Source organism: Frigoribacterium sp. VKM Ac-2836, assembly GCF_013248995.1.
In the GTDB taxonomy this organism is placed as follows: Bacteria; Actinomycetota; Actinomycetes; order Actinomycetales; family Microbacteriaceae; genus Frigoribacterium.
Genome location: NZ_JABRPK010000001.1, coordinates 1,252,370 through 1,268,124 on the forward strand (window position 1 = coordinate 1,252,370; position 15,755 = coordinate 1,268,124).

General features: G+C 69.7%; 14 protein-coding genes. 1 reads left to right on the top strand and 13 read right to left on the bottom strand.

Features of this window, described 5'->3' with window-relative positions:
- Nucleotides 1-18: 18 nt before the first annotated feature.
- The 12 genes from murC to HRF36_RS05905 form a co-directional block, all read right to left on the bottom strand.
- On the bottom strand, nt 19-1,449 hold the full coding sequence (gene murC / locus HRF36_RS05850) for a UDP-N-acetylmuramate--L-alanine ligase (protein ID WP_173207459.1): 1,431 nt from the start codon (nt 1,447-1,449) through the stop codon (nt 19-21).
- Nucleotides 1,446-2,561, bottom strand: coding sequence for a UDP-N-acetylglucosamine--N-acetylmuramyl-(pentapeptide) pyrophosphoryl-undecaprenol N-acetylglucosamine transferase (locus HRF36_RS05855; protein WP_173207461.1), 1,116 nt, complete (start codon nt 2,559-2,561; stop codon nt 1,446-1,448). Before HRF36_RS05855 ends, murC begins: the two co-directional genes overlap by 4 nt.
- Complete coding sequence (ftsW, locus tag HRF36_RS05860) at nt 2,558-3,736, bottom strand: putative lipid II flippase FtsW (protein ID WP_371740036.1); 1,179 nt, start codon at nt 3,734-3,736, stop codon at nt 2,558-2,560. Before ftsW ends, HRF36_RS05855 begins: the two co-directional genes overlap by 4 nt.
- Nucleotides 3,737-3,821: 85 nt before the next feature.
- Nucleotides 3,822-5,387 carry a UDP-N-acetylmuramoyl-L-alanine--D-glutamate ligase gene (gene murD, locus HRF36_RS05865; protein ID WP_173207464.1) on the bottom strand — a complete coding sequence of 522 codons (1,566 nt, stop codon included), beginning with the start codon at nt 5,385-5,387 and terminating at the stop codon, nt 3,822-3,824.
- Entirely contained in the window at nt 5,384-6,487 is a 1,104-nt protein-coding gene (gene mraY, locus HRF36_RS05870; RefSeq protein ID WP_173207467.1) for a phospho-N-acetylmuramoyl-pentapeptide-transferase, read from the bottom strand. The genes murD and mraY overlap by 4 nt, the downstream gene beginning before the upstream one ends.
- Nucleotides 6,484-7,890, bottom strand: a complete 1,407-nt coding sequence (gene murF / locus HRF36_RS05875) for a UDP-N-acetylmuramoyl-tripeptide--D-alanyl-D-alanine ligase (protein ID WP_173207470.1) — start codon at nt 7,888-7,890, stop codon at nt 6,484-6,486. Before murF ends, mraY begins: the two co-directional genes overlap by 4 nt.
- Entirely contained in the window at nt 7,887-9,437 is a 1,551-nt protein-coding gene (locus HRF36_RS05880) for a Mur ligase family protein (protein ID WP_173207473.1), read from the bottom strand. The genes murF and HRF36_RS05880 overlap by 4 nt, the downstream gene beginning before the upstream one ends.
- Nucleotides 9,438-9,451: 14 nt before the next feature.
- Complete coding sequence (locus HRF36_RS05885; RefSeq protein ID WP_371740037.1) at nt 9,452-11,218, bottom strand: peptidoglycan D,D-transpeptidase FtsI family protein; 1,767 nt, start codon at nt 11,216-11,218, stop codon at nt 9,452-9,454.
- 73 nt (nt 11,219-11,291) lie between these two features.
- Nucleotides 11,292-11,942 carry a hypothetical protein gene (locus tag HRF36_RS05890; RefSeq protein ID WP_217270874.1) on the bottom strand — a complete coding sequence of 217 codons (651 nt, stop codon included), beginning with the start codon at nt 11,940-11,942 and terminating at the stop codon, nt 11,292-11,294.
- On the bottom strand, nt 11,939-12,889 hold the full coding sequence (gene rsmH / locus HRF36_RS05895) for a 16S rRNA (cytosine(1402)-N(4))-methyltransferase RsmH (RefSeq protein WP_173207476.1): 951 nt from the start codon (nt 12,887-12,889) through the stop codon (nt 11,939-11,941). The genes HRF36_RS05890 and rsmH overlap by 4 nt, the downstream gene beginning before the upstream one ends.
- Nucleotides 12,890-12,990: 101 nt before the next feature.
- Nucleotides 12,991-13,422 (bottom strand): division/cell wall cluster transcriptional repressor MraZ, encoded by a 432-nt coding sequence (gene mraZ, locus HRF36_RS05900; protein ID WP_043594917.1) that lies wholly within the window; start codon nt 13,420-13,422, stop codon nt 12,991-12,993.
- A gap of 273 nt (nt 13,423-13,695) precedes the next feature.
- The gene (locus tag HRF36_RS05905) at nt 13,696-14,097 is read right to left on the bottom strand and encodes a DUF3040 domain-containing protein (protein ID WP_173207479.1); all 402 of its coding nucleotides are present in this window, start codon (nt 14,095-14,097) and stop codon (nt 13,696-13,698) included.
- A gap of 110 nt (nt 14,098-14,207) precedes the next feature.
- On the opposite strand from HRF36_RS05905, the gene HRF36_RS05910 reads away from it, so the two are divergent.
- On the top strand, nt 14,208-15,329 hold the full coding sequence (locus tag HRF36_RS05910; RefSeq protein WP_173207482.1) for a polyprenyl synthetase family protein: 1,122 nt from the start codon (nt 14,208-14,210) through the stop codon (nt 15,327-15,329).
- A gap of 46 nt (nt 15,330-15,375) precedes the next feature.
- On the opposite strand, the gene HRF36_RS05915 is transcribed toward HRF36_RS05910, so the two are convergent.
- Nucleotides 15,376-15,732: an Rv2175c family DNA-binding protein gene (locus HRF36_RS05915; protein ID WP_371740038.1), complete on the bottom strand. Its 357-nt coding sequence runs from the start codon at nt 15,730-15,732 to the stop codon at nt 15,376-15,378.
- Between the last annotated feature and the right edge of the window lie 23 nt (nt 15,733-15,755).

The following is a 15,755-nucleotide window of genomic DNA, read 5'->3' on the forward strand; positions in this document are numbered from 1 at the left end:
CGGACCTGCTGAGACGAGTCACTCCGCGGAGTCCTCCGCGACCGCGACGACGGGCTCGTGAGCCGCGTCGAGCGAGCCGAGCAGCTGCGGCACGATGCGGTAGACGTCGCCGCACCCCAGGGTGATGACGAAGTCCCCCTCGCGGGCGACCTCGGCCGTGCGGTCCGCGGCGGCCTGCCAGTCGGACACGAAGTCGACGCGGTCGGGATCGGCGAAGCGGTCCGACACGAGCGCGCCGGTGACGCCGGGCTCGGGGTCCTCACGCGCACCGTAGACATCGAGCACGATGGTGTGATCCGCGAGGCGCTCGTAGGTCTCGGCGAACTCGCCGGCCATCATGCGCGTCCGGCTGTAGAGGTGGGGCTGGTGCACCGCGATGAGGCGCCCGTCGCCCACGACGGAGCGCGCCGCTTGCAGGGCGGCGGCGACCTCGGTGGGGTGGTGGGCGTAGTCGTCGTACACGCTGACACCCCGGACGACACCGTGGAGCTCGAACCGTCGCTCGGTGCCGCCGAAGGTCTCGAGGCCCGCGATGGCGACCTCGGGGTCGATCCCCAGACCGACGAGCACGGCGAAGGCCCCGGCGGCGTTGACGGCGTTGTGCCGCCCGGGGACGCGCAACTGCACGGGCCACGACCGGCCTTCGGCATGCAGGGTGAACGAGACGGGGCCGGTCGATGCGACGTCGCTCAGGCGCACGTCGGCATCGGTCGCCTCGCCGAAGCTCACGACCCGCGGGTGGTCGAGACGCGCGGTGACACGCACCGCCCCGGCATCGTCGCTCGAGACGACGACGAATTCGCGCGCGGCCGAGGCGAACCGGACGAACGCGTCGTCGAACGCCTCGTGCGAGCCGTAGTGGTCGAGGTGATCGGCGTCGACGTTCGTGATCAGCGCGACCGAGGTGTCGTAGAGCAGGAACGACCCGTCGGACTCGTCGGCCTCGACGACGAAGAGGTCGTCGTCACCACCGCGGGCGCTGACACCCAGCGACTGGATGACCCCGCCGTTCACGAAGCTCGGGTCCTGCCCGGCGGCGAGGAGGGCGGTGACGATCATCCCGGTCGACGTGGTCTTGCCGTGCGCACCGGCCACCGAGACGAGCCGTTGCTTGCCGATGAGCCATGCGAGCGCCTGCGAGCGGTGCAGGACGGGCAATCCCTTCGCCAGAGCGAGCTGGTACTCGGGGTTGTCCTGCCAGAGAGCCCCCGTGACCACGAGCGTGTCGGCCTCGCCCACGTTGGCTGCGTCGTGGCCGATCGCGATCTCGGCCCCCAGTGCCCGGAGGGACTCCACGGCCGCGCTGTCGCGGGCGTCGGATCCGGTGACCCGGTGCCCGGCGGCGAGGAAGACCCGCGCGATGCCGCTCATGCCGGACCCGCCGATGCCGACGAAGTGGACGGCGCCGAGTTCGGCGGGGATCGGCTGGTCGAGGTCGGGCTTGATCATGATGTCTCGCTGAGGTCGGGGTTCTTGGAGGACGAGGAGGCGCGGCCGACGGCGTCGAGGACGAGGTCGACCGTGCGGTCGGTTCCGTCTCGCACCCCGACCGACGCGGCACGGACCGCCATGTCGGCCACGACGGCACGGTCGAGCAGCAGCGGGACGAGCGTGCGCTCGACCCACGCGGGTGTGAAGTCTGCGTCCGCGACCAGCAACGCTCCCCCGGCACCGACGACGTCGGTGGCGTTGTGTCGTTGCTCGCCGTTGCCCACCGGGTAGGGCACGAGCACCGAGGGCAGACCGAGCGCGGTGAGCTCGCTCACCGTGGCCGAACCGGCCCGTGAGACGACGAAGTCCGCGGCCGAGAGGGCGAGGTCCATGCGATCGCAGTACCGCAGCAGATGATGGCCGTCGAGGTCGGTCGCAGTCAGGTCGGACTTCTCACCCGTGATGTGCAGGATCTGCCAGCCGGCGCCGAGCACGCTGACGGCCGCCCTCGACATGGTCTCGTTGAGCCGCCGGGCACCGGTCGAGCCACCCGTCACGAGCAAGGTCGGTCGAGCGGGGTCGAGGTCGAAGGCCGCCACGGCCTCGTCACGGTGTGCCCGTCGGTCGAGGGACTCGATCTCGTCGCGAAGCGGCATGCCGACCTGCCGGCTGCCCCGGAGACGCGTCGAGCGGAAGACGACGCCCACGTGCGACGACAGGAAGGAGCCGAGCACGTTCGCCATGCCGGGTTTCGCGTTCGCCTCGTGGACGACCACGGGCACCTTCGACCGCCACGCGGCCACGTAGGCGGGAGCGGCCGCGTAGCCGCCGAACCCCACGACGACGTCCACGTCGTGCTGGGCGAGCAACGACCGGATGCCGTCGATCGCGCCCGCGAGCCTGCCCGGGAAGCGCAGGGCCGCCACCGAGGGCTTCCGGGGGAAGGGCAGCCGGGGCACGGTGAGCAGCTCGTACCCGCGCTGCGGGACGAGACGCGCCTCGAGCCCCTCGGCCGTGCCGAGCACGAGGACGGTCGAGTCGGGTTCGCGTCGGCGGAGTCGGTCGGCCACGGCGAGGAGGGGGTTCACGTGCCCGGCGGTGCCACCGCCGGCGAGGAGATACGTCGTCACCGCAGAGACCCTACCCGCTGTCGCGGGAGCCGCCGCGGGTCATCGGCCGCTTCGGGGACTCGGGCGAACGAGAGCACCACGCCGATGGCCACGAGAGTGACGATGAGCGCGGAACCGCCGGCCGAGATGAGGGGCAAGGGGACACCGAGCACGGGCAGCAGACCGAGCACGACCGCGATGTTGACGAGCGCCTGGCCGATGATCCACGCCGTGATGGCCCCGGTCGTCACGCGGACGAAGGGGTCGTTCGTCCGACGGATGATCTTGACGAAGCCGACGGCGAGGACGATGAACAGCGCGAGCACGACGATCGCCCCGATCAGCCCGAGCTCCTCGCCGATGATGGCGAAGATGAAGTCGTTGTCGGCCTCGGGCAGCCAGGACCACTTCGACTTCGAGTTGCCTAGGCCGACGCCGAACAGTCCCCCGGACGCCAGCGCCCAGGTGCCGTGGAGGGTCTGCCAGCACTCGGCCTGGTACTGGCTGGAGTCGGTGCAGCCGGACAGCCAGGCGGCGATGCGAGAGTTACGGGAGCTCGAGCCCTGGGCGATCAACGGGACGACCACCGCGAGGAACGCGAGCGGAGCCAGCAGGTAGCGAAGGCGCACCCCGGCGAACCAGACGGCTGCGAAGACCAGCAACAGCATGATCATGGTCGTACCGAGGTCGCCACCGAGCACGACGAGGCCGATCGCCACGCCCGCCACGGGCACGAGTGGGATGGCCAGGTGCTTCCAGTCGTCGAGCAGATCCCGTTTGACCGAGAGGATCATGCCGAGCCAGATCGCTAGGGCGAGTTTGACGGCCTCGGACGGTTGCGCCGTGAACGACCCGAGGTCGATCCAGTTGCGGTTGCCGCCGATCTCGTAGCCCAGGGGCGAGAAGACCAGCAGCTGCAGCACGACCGTGGCGCCCAGGATGTGCCAGGCCCACCGCTTGAGGAACGACACGGGCAGCCGGGACACGATGAGCATCAGCGGGATGCCGACCGCGGCGTAGGTGCCCTGTCGGATGAAGGCTCCGAAGAACGATGTGTGGCGGGACGAGATGTACTGCTCGACCGACGACGACGAGAGCACCATGACCAGGCCGAGCACGACCATGAACAACGTCGTACCGAGGATCACGAAGTACGACCCCGTCTCGGCCGCGAAGAGCTTTTTGACTCGGACCACGGCACCGGCGGTGCGCCCGGAGGACCCAGGTCCGCTCGACGCGTCGTCGGTCGGCTCGAGCGGCCCGCGGCGTGTCCGACTCGAGTCAGTCGGTCGGCGGCGCGGGAGGCTGGACGGCGGGTTGGCCATCGACGTCACCCCTCAAGTGTTCGTGTACGGCCTGGGCGAAGGATCGCCCGCGGGCCGTGTAGTCGGTGAACTGGTCCATGGACGCCGCCGCCGGGGCGAGGAGCACGGTGTCTCCGGGTCGGGCCACGCTCGCAGCGAGACGGACGGCCGTCGGCATCACCTGCCCAGTGTCGGTGGCGTCGACCTCGAAGACCGGGATGCCGGGCGCGTGTCGGGAGAAGGCCTGCCGGAGGGGCTCGCGGTCGACCCCGACGAACACGGCGGCCCGGACCGTGCCCGTCGACTCGAGCACGAGCGGCTCGACGTCGACGCCCTTGAAGAGGCCGCCGACGATCCACACCACCGAGGGGAAGGCCGTCAAGGAGGCGCGCGCGGCATGGGGGTTGGTCGCCTTGGAGTCGTCCACCCACGTCACGCCGCCGGACTCGGCCACGATCTCGGTGCGGTGGTGGTCCACGGCGAAACCCTCGAGAGCGTCTCGGATCGAGACGGGCGCGACGCCGACTGCACGCACGAGCGCGGCGGCGGCGAGCACGTCCTCGACGAGGTGGTCGGCCCCGAGGCCGACACCCCGGAGCGCCTCCCGGGTGGTCAGCTCGAGAGCCTGGGTGTGCCGCGCGGCGAGGAAGGCACGATCGGCCAGGACGGAGACGCCATCGCCCGTCACGATGCCGACCTCACTCGGCCCGGGAGCGTCGAGCCCGAATCCCACGGCACGGCAGCCCTCTTCGACGTCGGCCTCCTCGACCATGCGGAGCGTGGCCGCATCGGCTTTGTTGTAGACGCAGGCCACGACCGTGTTCTCGTAGACCTTGGCCTTGGCGGCCCGGTAGGCGTCCGCGCCGCCGTGCCACTCGAGGTGGTCCGCCTCGAGATTGAGACAGACGGAGGCGCGCGGACGAAGGGCGCCGGGCCCTGCGACGGGCAGGTAGTGCAGCTGGTGGCTCGACAGCTCGACGACGAACAGGTCGAAGCCGTCGGGATCGCGCACCGCGTCGAGGACGGGGACGCCGATGTTGCCGCAGGCCGCGACCCGACGCCCGTCGGCGGCCGCCATCGCCTCCGCGAGCTGGGTGGTCGTGGTCTTGCCGTTCGTCCCCGTCACGAGAACCCAGTCGGCCACCCGGTCGACCTTGTCGCGGACCCGCCAGGCGAGCTCGACGTCGCCCCAGACGGCCCGACCCGACCCGACGGCCCACCGGACCAGGGGGTGGTGCGGGGCGAACCCCGGGCTGACCACCACGAGCTGCGGATCGAAGGCCGTGAGCCTCGGCGAGGGTTCGTCCGTCGATGCGACCTCGTCGAGGCGTGCCCCGATGAGCTCGAGCAGCTCTGCCCGGTCGGGGTCGACCCCGGGGGCCACGACGAGGACGTCGGCGCCCAGCTCGGCGAGGGTGTCCGCGACCGAGAAACCGGTCGAACCGAGTCCGAGGACGGCTACGCGCAGGCCCGCCCAGTCGGCACGCCAGCTGTCGAGCCCGGCCAGACGTTCGACGAGGGGGGCGGTGCTGCCGTCGCTCATGAGGTGCGGAGTATCCATTCGAGGTAGAAGGTGCCGACGCCGGCGGCGACGAAGAGCCCGGCGATGATCCAGAAGCGGACCACGACCGTCACCTCGGCCCAGCCCTTGAGCTCGAAGTGGTGGTGCAGGGGGCTCATCAAGAAGATGCGCTTTCCCTTCGTGATCTTGAAGTACGCGCGTTGCAGGATCACCGACCCGGTGACGACGATGAAGAGACCACCGATGAGCACGAGCAGCAGCTCGGTGCGACTGAGGATGGCCAGCGCGGCCAACGCGCCGCCCAGGCCCAGCGAGCCGGTGTCGCCCAGGAAGATCTGGGCGGGCGAGGTGTTCCACCAGAGGAATCCGATGAGCCCGCCGCAGATGCAGGCGGCCACCACGGCCAGGTCGAGCGGATCGGCCACTTGATAGCAGGCCGCACGCGTCGCCTCGTCGAGACGGACGCTCGTGCAGAGCTGGTTGTTCTGCCAGAAACCGATGAAGATGTACGACGCGATGGCGAGGATCGAGGCGCCGGTCGCGAGTCCGTCCAGACCGTCGGCGACGTTGACGCCGTTGGAGGTGCTGACGGTGATCAGGACGACCCAGATCAGGAACAACCCGCCACCGATGATCGTGCCGAAGAACATGAAGTCGAGCCACGGGATGTCGCGCAGACCCGAGATCATCGTCGACGCGGGTGCGAGACCCCGTTCGTTCGTGAACGACAGGGCCAGGACGGCGAACACCGCCCCCACGACGACCTGCCCGGCGATCTTCGCCCACCCCCCGAGCCCCAGGCTGCGCTGGTTGCGCACCTTGAGGAAGTCGTCGAGGAATCCGACCACGCCGAGTCCGACCATCATGAACAGCACGAGCAGCCCGCTGAGCGTGAGCTCGTCCCCGCCGACCAGATGGCCGATGAAGTAGCCGAGCACGGTGCCGATGATCAGGACGATGCCGCCCATGGTCGCCGTACCGCGTTTGGTGTGGTGCGACTGAGGGCCGTCGTCGCGGATGAACTGCCCCCAGCCGAGTCGGTGGAAGAGCTTGATGAACGCGGGCGTCATCAGCAGCGTGAAGGCGAGGGAGAACCCGCCGCCGATCAACAGGGCGATCATGCCGTCACCCCGGCCAGGCGGTCGCCGAGGAGGCGCAGGCCGGCCGACTTGGACGACTTCACGAGCACCACGTCACCTTCTCGCAACGTGCTCTGCAGGAGGTCGTAGGCCTCGTCGATCGTGTCGACCAGCACGCTTTCTCCGTCCCACGAACCCTCGAGGCCCGCCGCCATGTGGATGTGTCGCGCCTCGTGCCCGACGACGACGAGTTGTCGGACGTTGAGCCGCACGACGAGACGGCCGACACGGTCGTGCTCGTCTCGCGCGTAGTCACCGAGCTCGGCCATCTCGCCCAGGACCGCGACCGAGCGGCGCTCGGGACCCGTGATCTGGGCGAGGGTCTTCAGCGCCGCAGCGACCGAGTCCGGGCTCGCGTTGTAGGCGTCGTTGACGACGGTCACACCGCCGGGGGCGTCGAGGACCTCCATTCGCCAGCGCTCGGCACGCGTCACACCTTCGAGGACCGTGACGGCCCGGTCGAGGTCGACCCCCCATTCGCCGACGACGGTGAGGGCCGCCAGGGCGTTCATCACGTGGTGCTCGCCGAGGATGCGCAACGACACACGGCGGCTCGTGCTGCCGTGCTCGAAGGTGAATGACGTGCCAGAGGCCGAGACGTCGAGGTCGGACGCCCGGTAGTCGGCCGACGGGCTCTGCCCGAACGTGACGACCCGGGCGGCGGTCACGGCCGCCATGCCGGCGACGCGGTCGTCGTCGGCGTTCAAGACGGCCGTCGCCGTGGCGGGCAGGTCGGTCACCATCTCTGCCTTGGCCGCACGCGTCCCGTCGATGCCGCCGAAGCCGCCGGCGTGGGCCAGGCCGACCTTCAGCACGACCCCGGTGTCCGGACGGGCGATGTCGACGAGCCGAGCGATCTCGCCCGGACCGCTGGCACCCATCTCGACCACGAGGTACTCGGTGGCCTCGTCGATGCGGAGCATCGAGATCGGCGCCCCGACGTGGTTGTTGAACGAGCCCTCGGGTGCGACGGTGGGCGCCACGTCGCTGAGGACGGCGCGGAGCATGTTCTTCGTGCTGGTCTTGCCGTTCGACCCGGTGATCCCGACGACCTTGAGCCGACCGAGAGCGCGGACGTGCTCGACGACCGCGGCGGCGAGGCGGGACAGCGCGACGACTCCGTCGTCCACGACCACGAGCGGCGCGCTCGTCTCGACCTCGTGCTCGGCGACCACGAGTGCGGCGCCCTTCGAGGTGGCCGCCTCGACGAAGAGGTGGCCATCGGTGACCTCACCACGCAGGGCGAAGAAGATGGACCCCGCGGTGACCAGACGCGAGTCGGTCTCGACCGTGCCGTCGACGGTGGTCTCGACCCGCGCCTCCTCGGGGTGCACCAGACGCCCGCCGGTGATCTCGGCGATCCGGCCGGGCGTGAGGGCGATCACTCGGACCACCCGGCCTCGCGCAGGGCCGCACGGGCCTCGTCGCGAGCGGAGTATGGGGTGCGCTCGCCCCGGATGTCGCGGTAGTCCTGGTGGCCGGGACCCGCCCAGAGGATCGAGTCGCCGTCGCCGGCCAGTGCCACGGCCGCTCGGATGGCGGCCTCGGGCGGGCTGACCTCGTGGATCTCGTGTCCGGGGTAGGCCTCGCGGGCGGCGTCGACCAAGGTCTTGCGGATCGAGGCGGGATCCTCGAAGCGGGGGTGGTGGTCGGTGACGACGAGGATGTCCGAACCAGCGGCGGCCACTCGGGCCATCTCGCCGCGCTTGGTCGTGTCCCGGTCGCCGTCGGCGCCGAACAACATGATGACCTTTCCGGGCGTGAAGGTGCGCACCGCTGCGAGGGTGGTCAGGAACGCGTCGGGGCTGTGACCGAAGTCCACGTAGACGCTCGGACCGGTGTCACCCGAGACCCGCTCGGTGCGCCCGGGAAGGTACGCCACGATGCCGCCGTCGGCGTCCACGGCCTGGCCGATGGCCTCGAGCTCGAAACCCGCCTCGACCAGCATGACGATCGCCAAGGCCGCGTTCGCGACCATGTGCCATCCGATCAGCGGGACGCGCGTGACGAGCGACCGCTGCTCGGGACCCGACAGGCGGAACTCGGTGTAGGCGGCCTGCTCGTCGAGGATCTCGACCGTCCAGTCCGCCTCGACGTCGGGAAGGATCGTGATGGTCGTCAACGGGATGCGGGCGTTGTCGACGACGCGTTGGCCGTAAGGCGAGTCGAGCGAGACGACGGCACGGCGTGCGCGGTCCGGCTGGAACAACGGCAGCTTGGCGTGGAAGTACTCCTCCATGTCGGCGTAGTCGTCGAGGTGGTCGTGGCTCAGGTTGGTGAACGCGGCGACGTCGAAGACCAGACCGTCGACGCGGTTGCGGCTGAGCGCCTGCGCGCTGACCTCGACGGCCACCGCACGCACCTCGCTCTCGCGCATCCGCGCCAGCAGAGCGTGCATCTCGCTCGCCTCGGGGGTCGTGAGGCGACTGACGACGGTGAGGTCGCCGATGTGCCGCTCGGCCGTGCTGCTGAGACCGGTGACGAGGCCGAGCTGGCGCAGGACTCCCTCGAGCAGATAGGACGTACTGGTCTTGCCGTTGGTACCGGTGACGGCGAAGAGCAGGGGGGCGTCGTCGCTGTCGGTGCGGTAGATCCACGCCGAGAGCTCACCGAGCGCGGCCCGGGGCGAGTCCACGAGGACGACCGGCAGGCCGCTCGACCGGGCCAGTTCGGCCCCGACGGCGTCGGTCAGCAGGGCCACCGCCCCGCCGTCGCGTGCCTGCTCGGCGAACTCGGCGCCGTGCCGGTGCTGACCGGGCACGCCCACGTACAGATCGCCGGGGTGGAGGTCCGCCGTGCTCAGCGTGATGCCGGTGATCTCGATGCCGTCGAGGGAACCCTCGTGCTCGAGTCCGAACTCGCTGACCAGTTGGGCGAGTGACCTCGCCGACGGATGTTCCGGTCGAAGGACCGGGGGGATCCGGGCGCTCAAAGAATCCTCTTCTCTCACCAGGTCTCGGGCAGGCTGGGTGCCGGCTCCGTCGACGGAGGGACCCGATACATCTCGAGGACCTGGGACATGATCTTGTTGAAGGTCGGCGCCGCAGCGGCCGACGTCTTGATGGTACTGGGCTTGGTGAAGGTCACGACGACGACGTACTGCGGGTTCTCGGCCGGTGCGATGCCCGCCACCGAGACGATGCGGTCTGAACCGTAGCCGGTTCCGTCGGAGCGCGCGACCTCGGCGGTGCCGGTCTTGGCGGCGACGCGGTAGCCCGGGATCGTCAGGACGTCCTTGAGGTCGCCGTCGCTGACGACCTTCTCGAGCATGTTGACGGTCGTGTCGGCCGCCCAGGGCGAGACGACGGTCGTGCCCTCGGCCGACGGGGTGTCGGTCACGGTGCCGTCGGGGCCCGTGCAGCCCGCGACGAGGTTGACCGGCAGCCTGACGCCGTGGTTGGCCAGGGTCTGGTAGATGCTCGCCAGGTGGATCGCGGTGGTCGAGATGCCCTGCCCGAACATGGTGTTGATGCTCGTCTGCTGGTCCCACTGTGACGCGGAACGGATTCCCGTCGTGGGTTCACCGAGGAAATCGACGCCGGTCGGATCGTTCAGACCGAACTTGACCATGTAGTCGTGCCGCTGTTGCGCCGACAAGGACTGGCCGAGCAGCGAGATACCGACGTTCGAGGAGTCGCGCAGGATGCCCGTGAGCGTGAGGTTCTCGGTCGGGTGGAAGGTGGCGTCGTGGATCTCGCCTCCCCACGGGAAGCTGCGGGAATACGGCACGGTGGCCCGCGTCGCAGGATCGGCCTTGCCCGAGTCGAGCAGCATGGCCGCGGTCATCGCCTTGAAGGTCGACCCCGGCTCGTACGACGAGGTGAAGGCCTTGCTGCCCAGATCGTCGACGGCGGTGCCGTTCACGTCGTTGGGGTCGACGGCGGGGTAGTCGGCGACCGCGAGCAACGAAGCGTCGCTCGCCTTCATCACGACTGCCGTCGCCGACTCGGCGCCGATGGCCTCGGCTTGTTCGCCGAGCGCCTGCTGGGTCATGTACTGGAGATCGCCGTCCACCGTGAGGCGGAGGGTGCCACCGGCCACGGCTTCTTTGGTCGTCACCGTGCTGCCGGGCAACTGGACGCCGTCGGCTCCGCGTTCGTAGGTCTCCGAGCCGTCGGTACCCGCCAGGCAGGAGTCCTGGCTGAGCTCGAGACCGGCTTGTGGCCCGTCGGTCCCGATGAACCCGGTGAGGTTTCCGGCCACCGCCCCGTTCGGGTAGGTCCGCGCGGCCTGGCGCTGGAAGTACACCCACGACACGTTCATCTCGCGGACCTCGCGGAAGGCGTCGACGTCCACGCCCTTGACCAGATAGGCGAAGTTCGCCTCGGGGTCGGTGGTGAGCGCCTTGGTCATGGCTGAGGCGTCGCCACCCGTGATCTTCGCGATGCGGTCGACGACCTGGTCGACCGTGAGCTCGTGGGTCGTGCCGTCGTCGCCCTTGACCTTGGCGGTGGTGGCGAAAGCCGGAGCCGCCGTGATGTTGTACCGGGTGACGCTGCCCGCGAGCACGGTTCCGTCGACGTCGGTGATGTCGCCGCGATCACCGTAGGTCGTCTGCACGATCTCGCGTTTGTTCTGGGACTGCTCGTTCAGTTCGGCCGCCTGGACGAGCTGGATGTCGGCCAGGCGCACGACGAACACGCCCACGAGCGCGATGATCAACGCCATCGCCAGGGTCACGCGGAGGCGGCGGCTTCGGGGAGCTGCTTTCACGAGAGGTTCCTCACCGCGGCCAGGCCTCTGCCCGACCCGCTGTCGTCGATCGATGTACCGTGACGGCACGCCACTAGCGCGTCTGGGGAGCCGCCAGCTCGTTCGCGCCCGACGCTACCGACTCGTCGGCCGATCCCCCGTCCGCCGCGCCTGCATCGGTCGGAACGGCCGCGGCACCCGCAGTCGTCGGGGCCCCGATGGACGTGGCCGCGGGGTCGGCGGCCGCGCCTTCGGCGGCGGCCGCGGGGGCCTTCGTCGTGAGGGGGACGCCTTCGAGCAGGGTGTTGGGGATGAGGTTGCCAGAGGTGGCTTCGTCGGCACCGGCGGCGGGGGCCGGCGAACCGTGGACCGCACCCGTGGCGAGATCGAGGTAGACGGGATTCGAGTTGCGGACCATGCCGAGTTCGTCCGCGTTGGCGGCGAGGTTCTGCGGCGAGGAGAGGACGTCGCGCTGCTCGCTGTACTTCTGCTGGTCGCGGACGAGCTCGGTCTTGGCGGCCTGCAGGTCGGAGATCTTGTAGGCACCGTCGCTCAGGGCGATGCTGATGGCCAGCTGCGCCAACAACAGGACGAAGAGCGCCGCCGTGGCGATGAGCGCATAGGCGATCTTCGGTCGAGCCCGCCGCTGCGACCGGCTCGTGACGATCTCGACCGGGCGGGCCACCGGCGTCGACGACGGCTGCGGACGGGTCGACGGGGTCGCGATGGCCAGGTTGCTGCTCATGCTGTTCTCCGGATTCGTTCGGCGGCGCGTAGTCTCACGGGCTTGGCACGGGGGTTGAGGTCGCGCTCGGTGTCGGAGGCCAGTTCGGCCCCCCGGACGAGGAGGCGGAAGTCGGGACGGTGCTCGGGCAGCTCCACCGGCAGGCCCTGCGGAGCCGTCGAGGTGGTGCGGGCGGCGAGTTCGCGTTTGACGAAACGGTCCTCGAGGGACTGATAGGCCAGCACGACGATGCGCCCGCCGAGGGCGAGACGGTCGAGAGCGACGGGGACGGCCGCTTCGAGCGAGGCCAGTTCGCCGTTGACCTCGATGCGCAACGCCTGGAACACGCGTTTGGCGGGGTGACCGGCGCGCTGAAGCGCCATGGGGGTCGCCGCGATGAGGAGGTCGACGAGCTCCCCGCTGCGGGTGAGCGGGGAGTGGGCCCGGTGCTCGACGATGCGTCGGGCGTAGCGGGGGGCCAACTTCTCTTCGCCGTACTGGTAGAAGATGCGACGCAATTCGCTCTCGGGGTATTCGGCGAGGATGCGTTCCGCCGTGACGGGTGAGGTGGGGTCCATGCGCATGTCGAGCGGCGCGTCCTTCGAGTACGAGAAACCGCGCTCGACACGGTCGAGCTGCAACGAGGAGACGCCGAGGTCGAAGAGCACCCCGTCGACCGTGTCGAGGTCGAGGTCGTCGAGGGCCTCGGCGATTCCGTCGTAGGTCGTGTGCACGAGGCGGGCCCGCTCACCGAAGGGGGCGAGCCGTTCGCCGGCCAGGGCGAGGGCCTCGGTGTCGCGATCGAGCCCGACGACCGTGAGCTCGGGGAAGGCCTGCAGCATCGCCTCGCTGTGACCGCCCATGCCGAGGGTGCAATCGACGACGACGGCGCCGGGACGCGAGACGGCAGGAGCCAGGAGCTCGAGGGTGCGCTCGAGGAGGACGGGAGTGTGGATCTGATCGGCCATGACGACGCGGGCTGTGCTCGTCGGCCCTGATCCCCATCCGTCGGGACCTGGCACCGGGGAAGGTGTGCCAGGGCTGACGGCTGAGGGTCGGGGCCCACGGGCTAGAAGAGCCCGGGGATCACCTCCTCGGTGGTGTTGGCGAACTCGGCTTCTTGTGCCTCGTAGTAGGTGTTCCACGCGTCGGTGGCCCAGATCTCGGCGCGGTTGCCCGCGCCGATCACCGTGAGGTCGCGACCGAGACCGGCGTACTCGCGCAACGTCGCCGGGATGGTCACCCGATGCTGCTTGTCGGGGATCTCGTCGCTCGCACCGGAGAGGAAGAGACGCATGTAGTCGCGGGCCTGCTTGCTCGTGACGGGTGCCTGACGGATGCGCGAGTGCATGTCTTCGAACTCACGCTGACTGAAGACGTAGACGCACCGCTCTTGCCCGCGGGTCATGACGAGGCCCGGAGCCAGTTCGTCACGGAATTTCGCGGGGAGGATGATGCGCCCTTTCTCGTCGAGCTTGGGCGAATAGGTGCCGAGGAACATGCGCCCGTCTCCCCTCACCCCCGCGCCTCTCTGTGGCACGTACCTCCACTTTACTCCACAACACCCCACCAATCAACGATCCAACCCGTCGAGCACGAGGTTTTGCCGCCACGATCCGCTCCACTTCGGGGGCCACGTAGGTGGAGGACGGTGGAGGGGAAACGACTCGAGGAGGCGCGGCCCGCGTGTCGAGGTCCTCGTGTCGGGTGGCCGGGCGCACGAAAAAGGGGCCGGCCCGAAGGCCGACCCCAGAGGTCGTGGTGCGTGTGGGCGCTAGGCGTCCCGCCCGTCGCCGTCCTGGCGGCGGTCCCACCGGTCGTTGAGACGGTCCATCAGACCGCCCTTGGCAGGGTGGGGCGGACGAGAAGTGGAGGATCGGGGAGCGGAGGGCATCGCCGACGTGGAGGCACCCTTGCGCTTGGGCGGTGCGATGGCGAAGAGGACGCCGGCGAGCATGACGACGAAACCCGCCACGCCGATGAGCGGCTGGCGGAAGATGACGCCGGCGACGATGACGGCGATGCCGACGAGCGCACCGAGGACACCGACCACGACGAGGGTGTAGTTGGGTCGGCCACCGCGGTTGCCGACCGTCGCCACGAAGTCGGAGTCGTTGTTGTAGAGACTCCGCTCCATCTCTTCGAGGAGCCGCTGCTCCTGTTCGGAAAGTGGCATCTTGGTGTTCCCTTCGAGCACGGGCTCTCAAGCGCGAGGCGGGAGCCTCGGGATCGACGCGATGAGTAGCTGCGAGTGTATGCCCGACAGCTATCGCTAGGCTAGGCAGCGTGGCTGAGAGTACGCGGTTAGTGGACGTCGTTCAAGAGCGCATCGATCGGTTCCTCGAGCGGCAGCGACCGACCCTGACGGGCATCGCTCCCGACCTCGACCCCTTCTCGATCTACTCGGGCGATCTGCTCCGTGGTGGGAAGCGCTTCCGGGCACTCTTCTGTTACTGGGGCTGGCAGTCGGTCGCCGGACTCGACACAGGATTCGATCCCCTCGGAGAGGCCCGCGACGAACGGGAGATCGACGCCGTCATGACGGCGTCGGCAGGGCTCGAGTTCTTCCACGCGGCGGCGCTCGTGCACGACGACATCATGGACAACTCCGACACACGCCGCGGACTGCCCGCGGCGCATCGGCGCTTCGAGTCCCTGCACCGCGAGGGTCAGTGGCTCGGGTCGGCCGAGGCGTTCGGTCGGTCGGGCGCCCTCCTCATGGGCGACCTGTTGCTGGCGTGGAGCGATGAGCTGCTGAGTGAGGCCCTCGACTCCCTCCCCTCCCGCGAAGCCGCCCGCTCGGCGCGCCTCGAACTGAACCGCATGCGGACCGAGGTCACGGTGGGCCAGTACCTCGACATCCTCGAGGAGAACGCCTGGCAGACAGTCGACGAGTTGCAGCTGCTTCCCCGCGCCCAGCGGGTGATCGTCTACAAGTCGGCGAAGTACAGCGTCGAGGCCCCTCTGACCGTCGGTGCGGCGATGGCCGGCGCCGACCGACCCGCGCTCGAGTCCTTGCGGCACTTCGGGCTACCCCTCGGCATCGCCTACCAATTGCGTGACGACCTGCTCGGGGTCTTCGGCGACCCGTCGGTCACGGGCAAGCCCGCGGGCGACGACCTGCGAGAAGGCAAGCGGACGGTCCTCGTGGCGACCGCTCGCCGGGCGCTGCCCCCGGGTGCCGTCCGCCTGCTCGACGAACTCCTCGGTGACCCCGAGCTCGACGACGACCAGATCAGCATGCTGCAGGCGACGCTCCGCGAGAGCGGCGCCGTCGATTCCGTCGAGCAGACCATCACCGATCAGGTCGAGCGCGCCGTGCACGCCCTCGAGAGATCCGGGCTCGCACCGTCGGCACGCACGCAACTGACGCGACTGGCCGAGACCGTCACGCGCCGCGCCTCCTGAACCCTCCGGCTCGTCCGGGCCGCGGGCAGACGGCGGGCCGGCGGGGCTAGAGCAGGCTCTGTGCCACGCGACGGACCTCGGCCTTGCGTCCGGCACGGAGGGCGGCGACCGGGCTCGTGCCGAGGGCCTCGTCGAACGACAACAGCCAGTCGAGCGCCTCGTCGTCGTCGAAGCCGTTGTCGGAGAGGACGGTCAACGTGCCCCTGAGGTCGTGCCGAGGCTCGGACCCGTCGAGGAAGACCGCGGGCACCTTCGTGACGCCGTCCACGCGGGTACCGACGAGGGCGTGCTCCTCGAGCAGGCGACGCACACGGCTCACCCCGAGGCCGAGTCGCTCGACGAGGTCGGGCACGGTCAGCCACTCGGTGTCGGCGAACCAGGGGCGTTCTGAGAGATCGGTCACGCGACAACCTTGCCACGGGTTCG

Excerpts from the sequence above, each read along its gene's own strand:
- murC (WP_173207459.1), bottom strand. The coding sequence starts at position 1,449 with ATGATCAAGCCCGACCTCGACCAGCCGATCCCCGCCGAACTCGGCGCC.
- murD (WP_173207464.1), bottom strand. The coding sequence starts at position 5,387 with ATGAGCGACGGCAGCACCGCCCCCCTCGTCGAACGTCTGGCCGGGCTC.
- mraY (WP_173207467.1), bottom strand. The coding sequence starts at position 6,487 with ATGATCGCCCTGTTGATCGGCGGCGGGTTCTCCCTCGCCTTCACGCTG.
- HRF36_RS05890 (WP_217270874.1), bottom strand. The coding sequence starts at position 11,942 with ATGAGCAGCAACCTGGCCATCGCGACCCCGTCGACCCGTCCGCAGCCG.
- rsmH (WP_173207476.1), bottom strand. The coding sequence starts at position 12,889 with ATGGCCGATCAGATCCACACTCCCGTCCTCCTCGAGCGCACCCTCGAG.
- mraZ (WP_043594917.1), bottom strand. The coding sequence starts at position 13,422 with ATGTTCCTCGGCACCTATTCGCCCAAGCTCGACGAGAAAGGGCGCATC.
- HRF36_RS05905 (WP_173207479.1), bottom strand. The coding sequence starts at position 14,097 with ATGCCACTTTCCGAACAGGAGCAGCGGCTCCTCGAAGAGATGGAGCGG.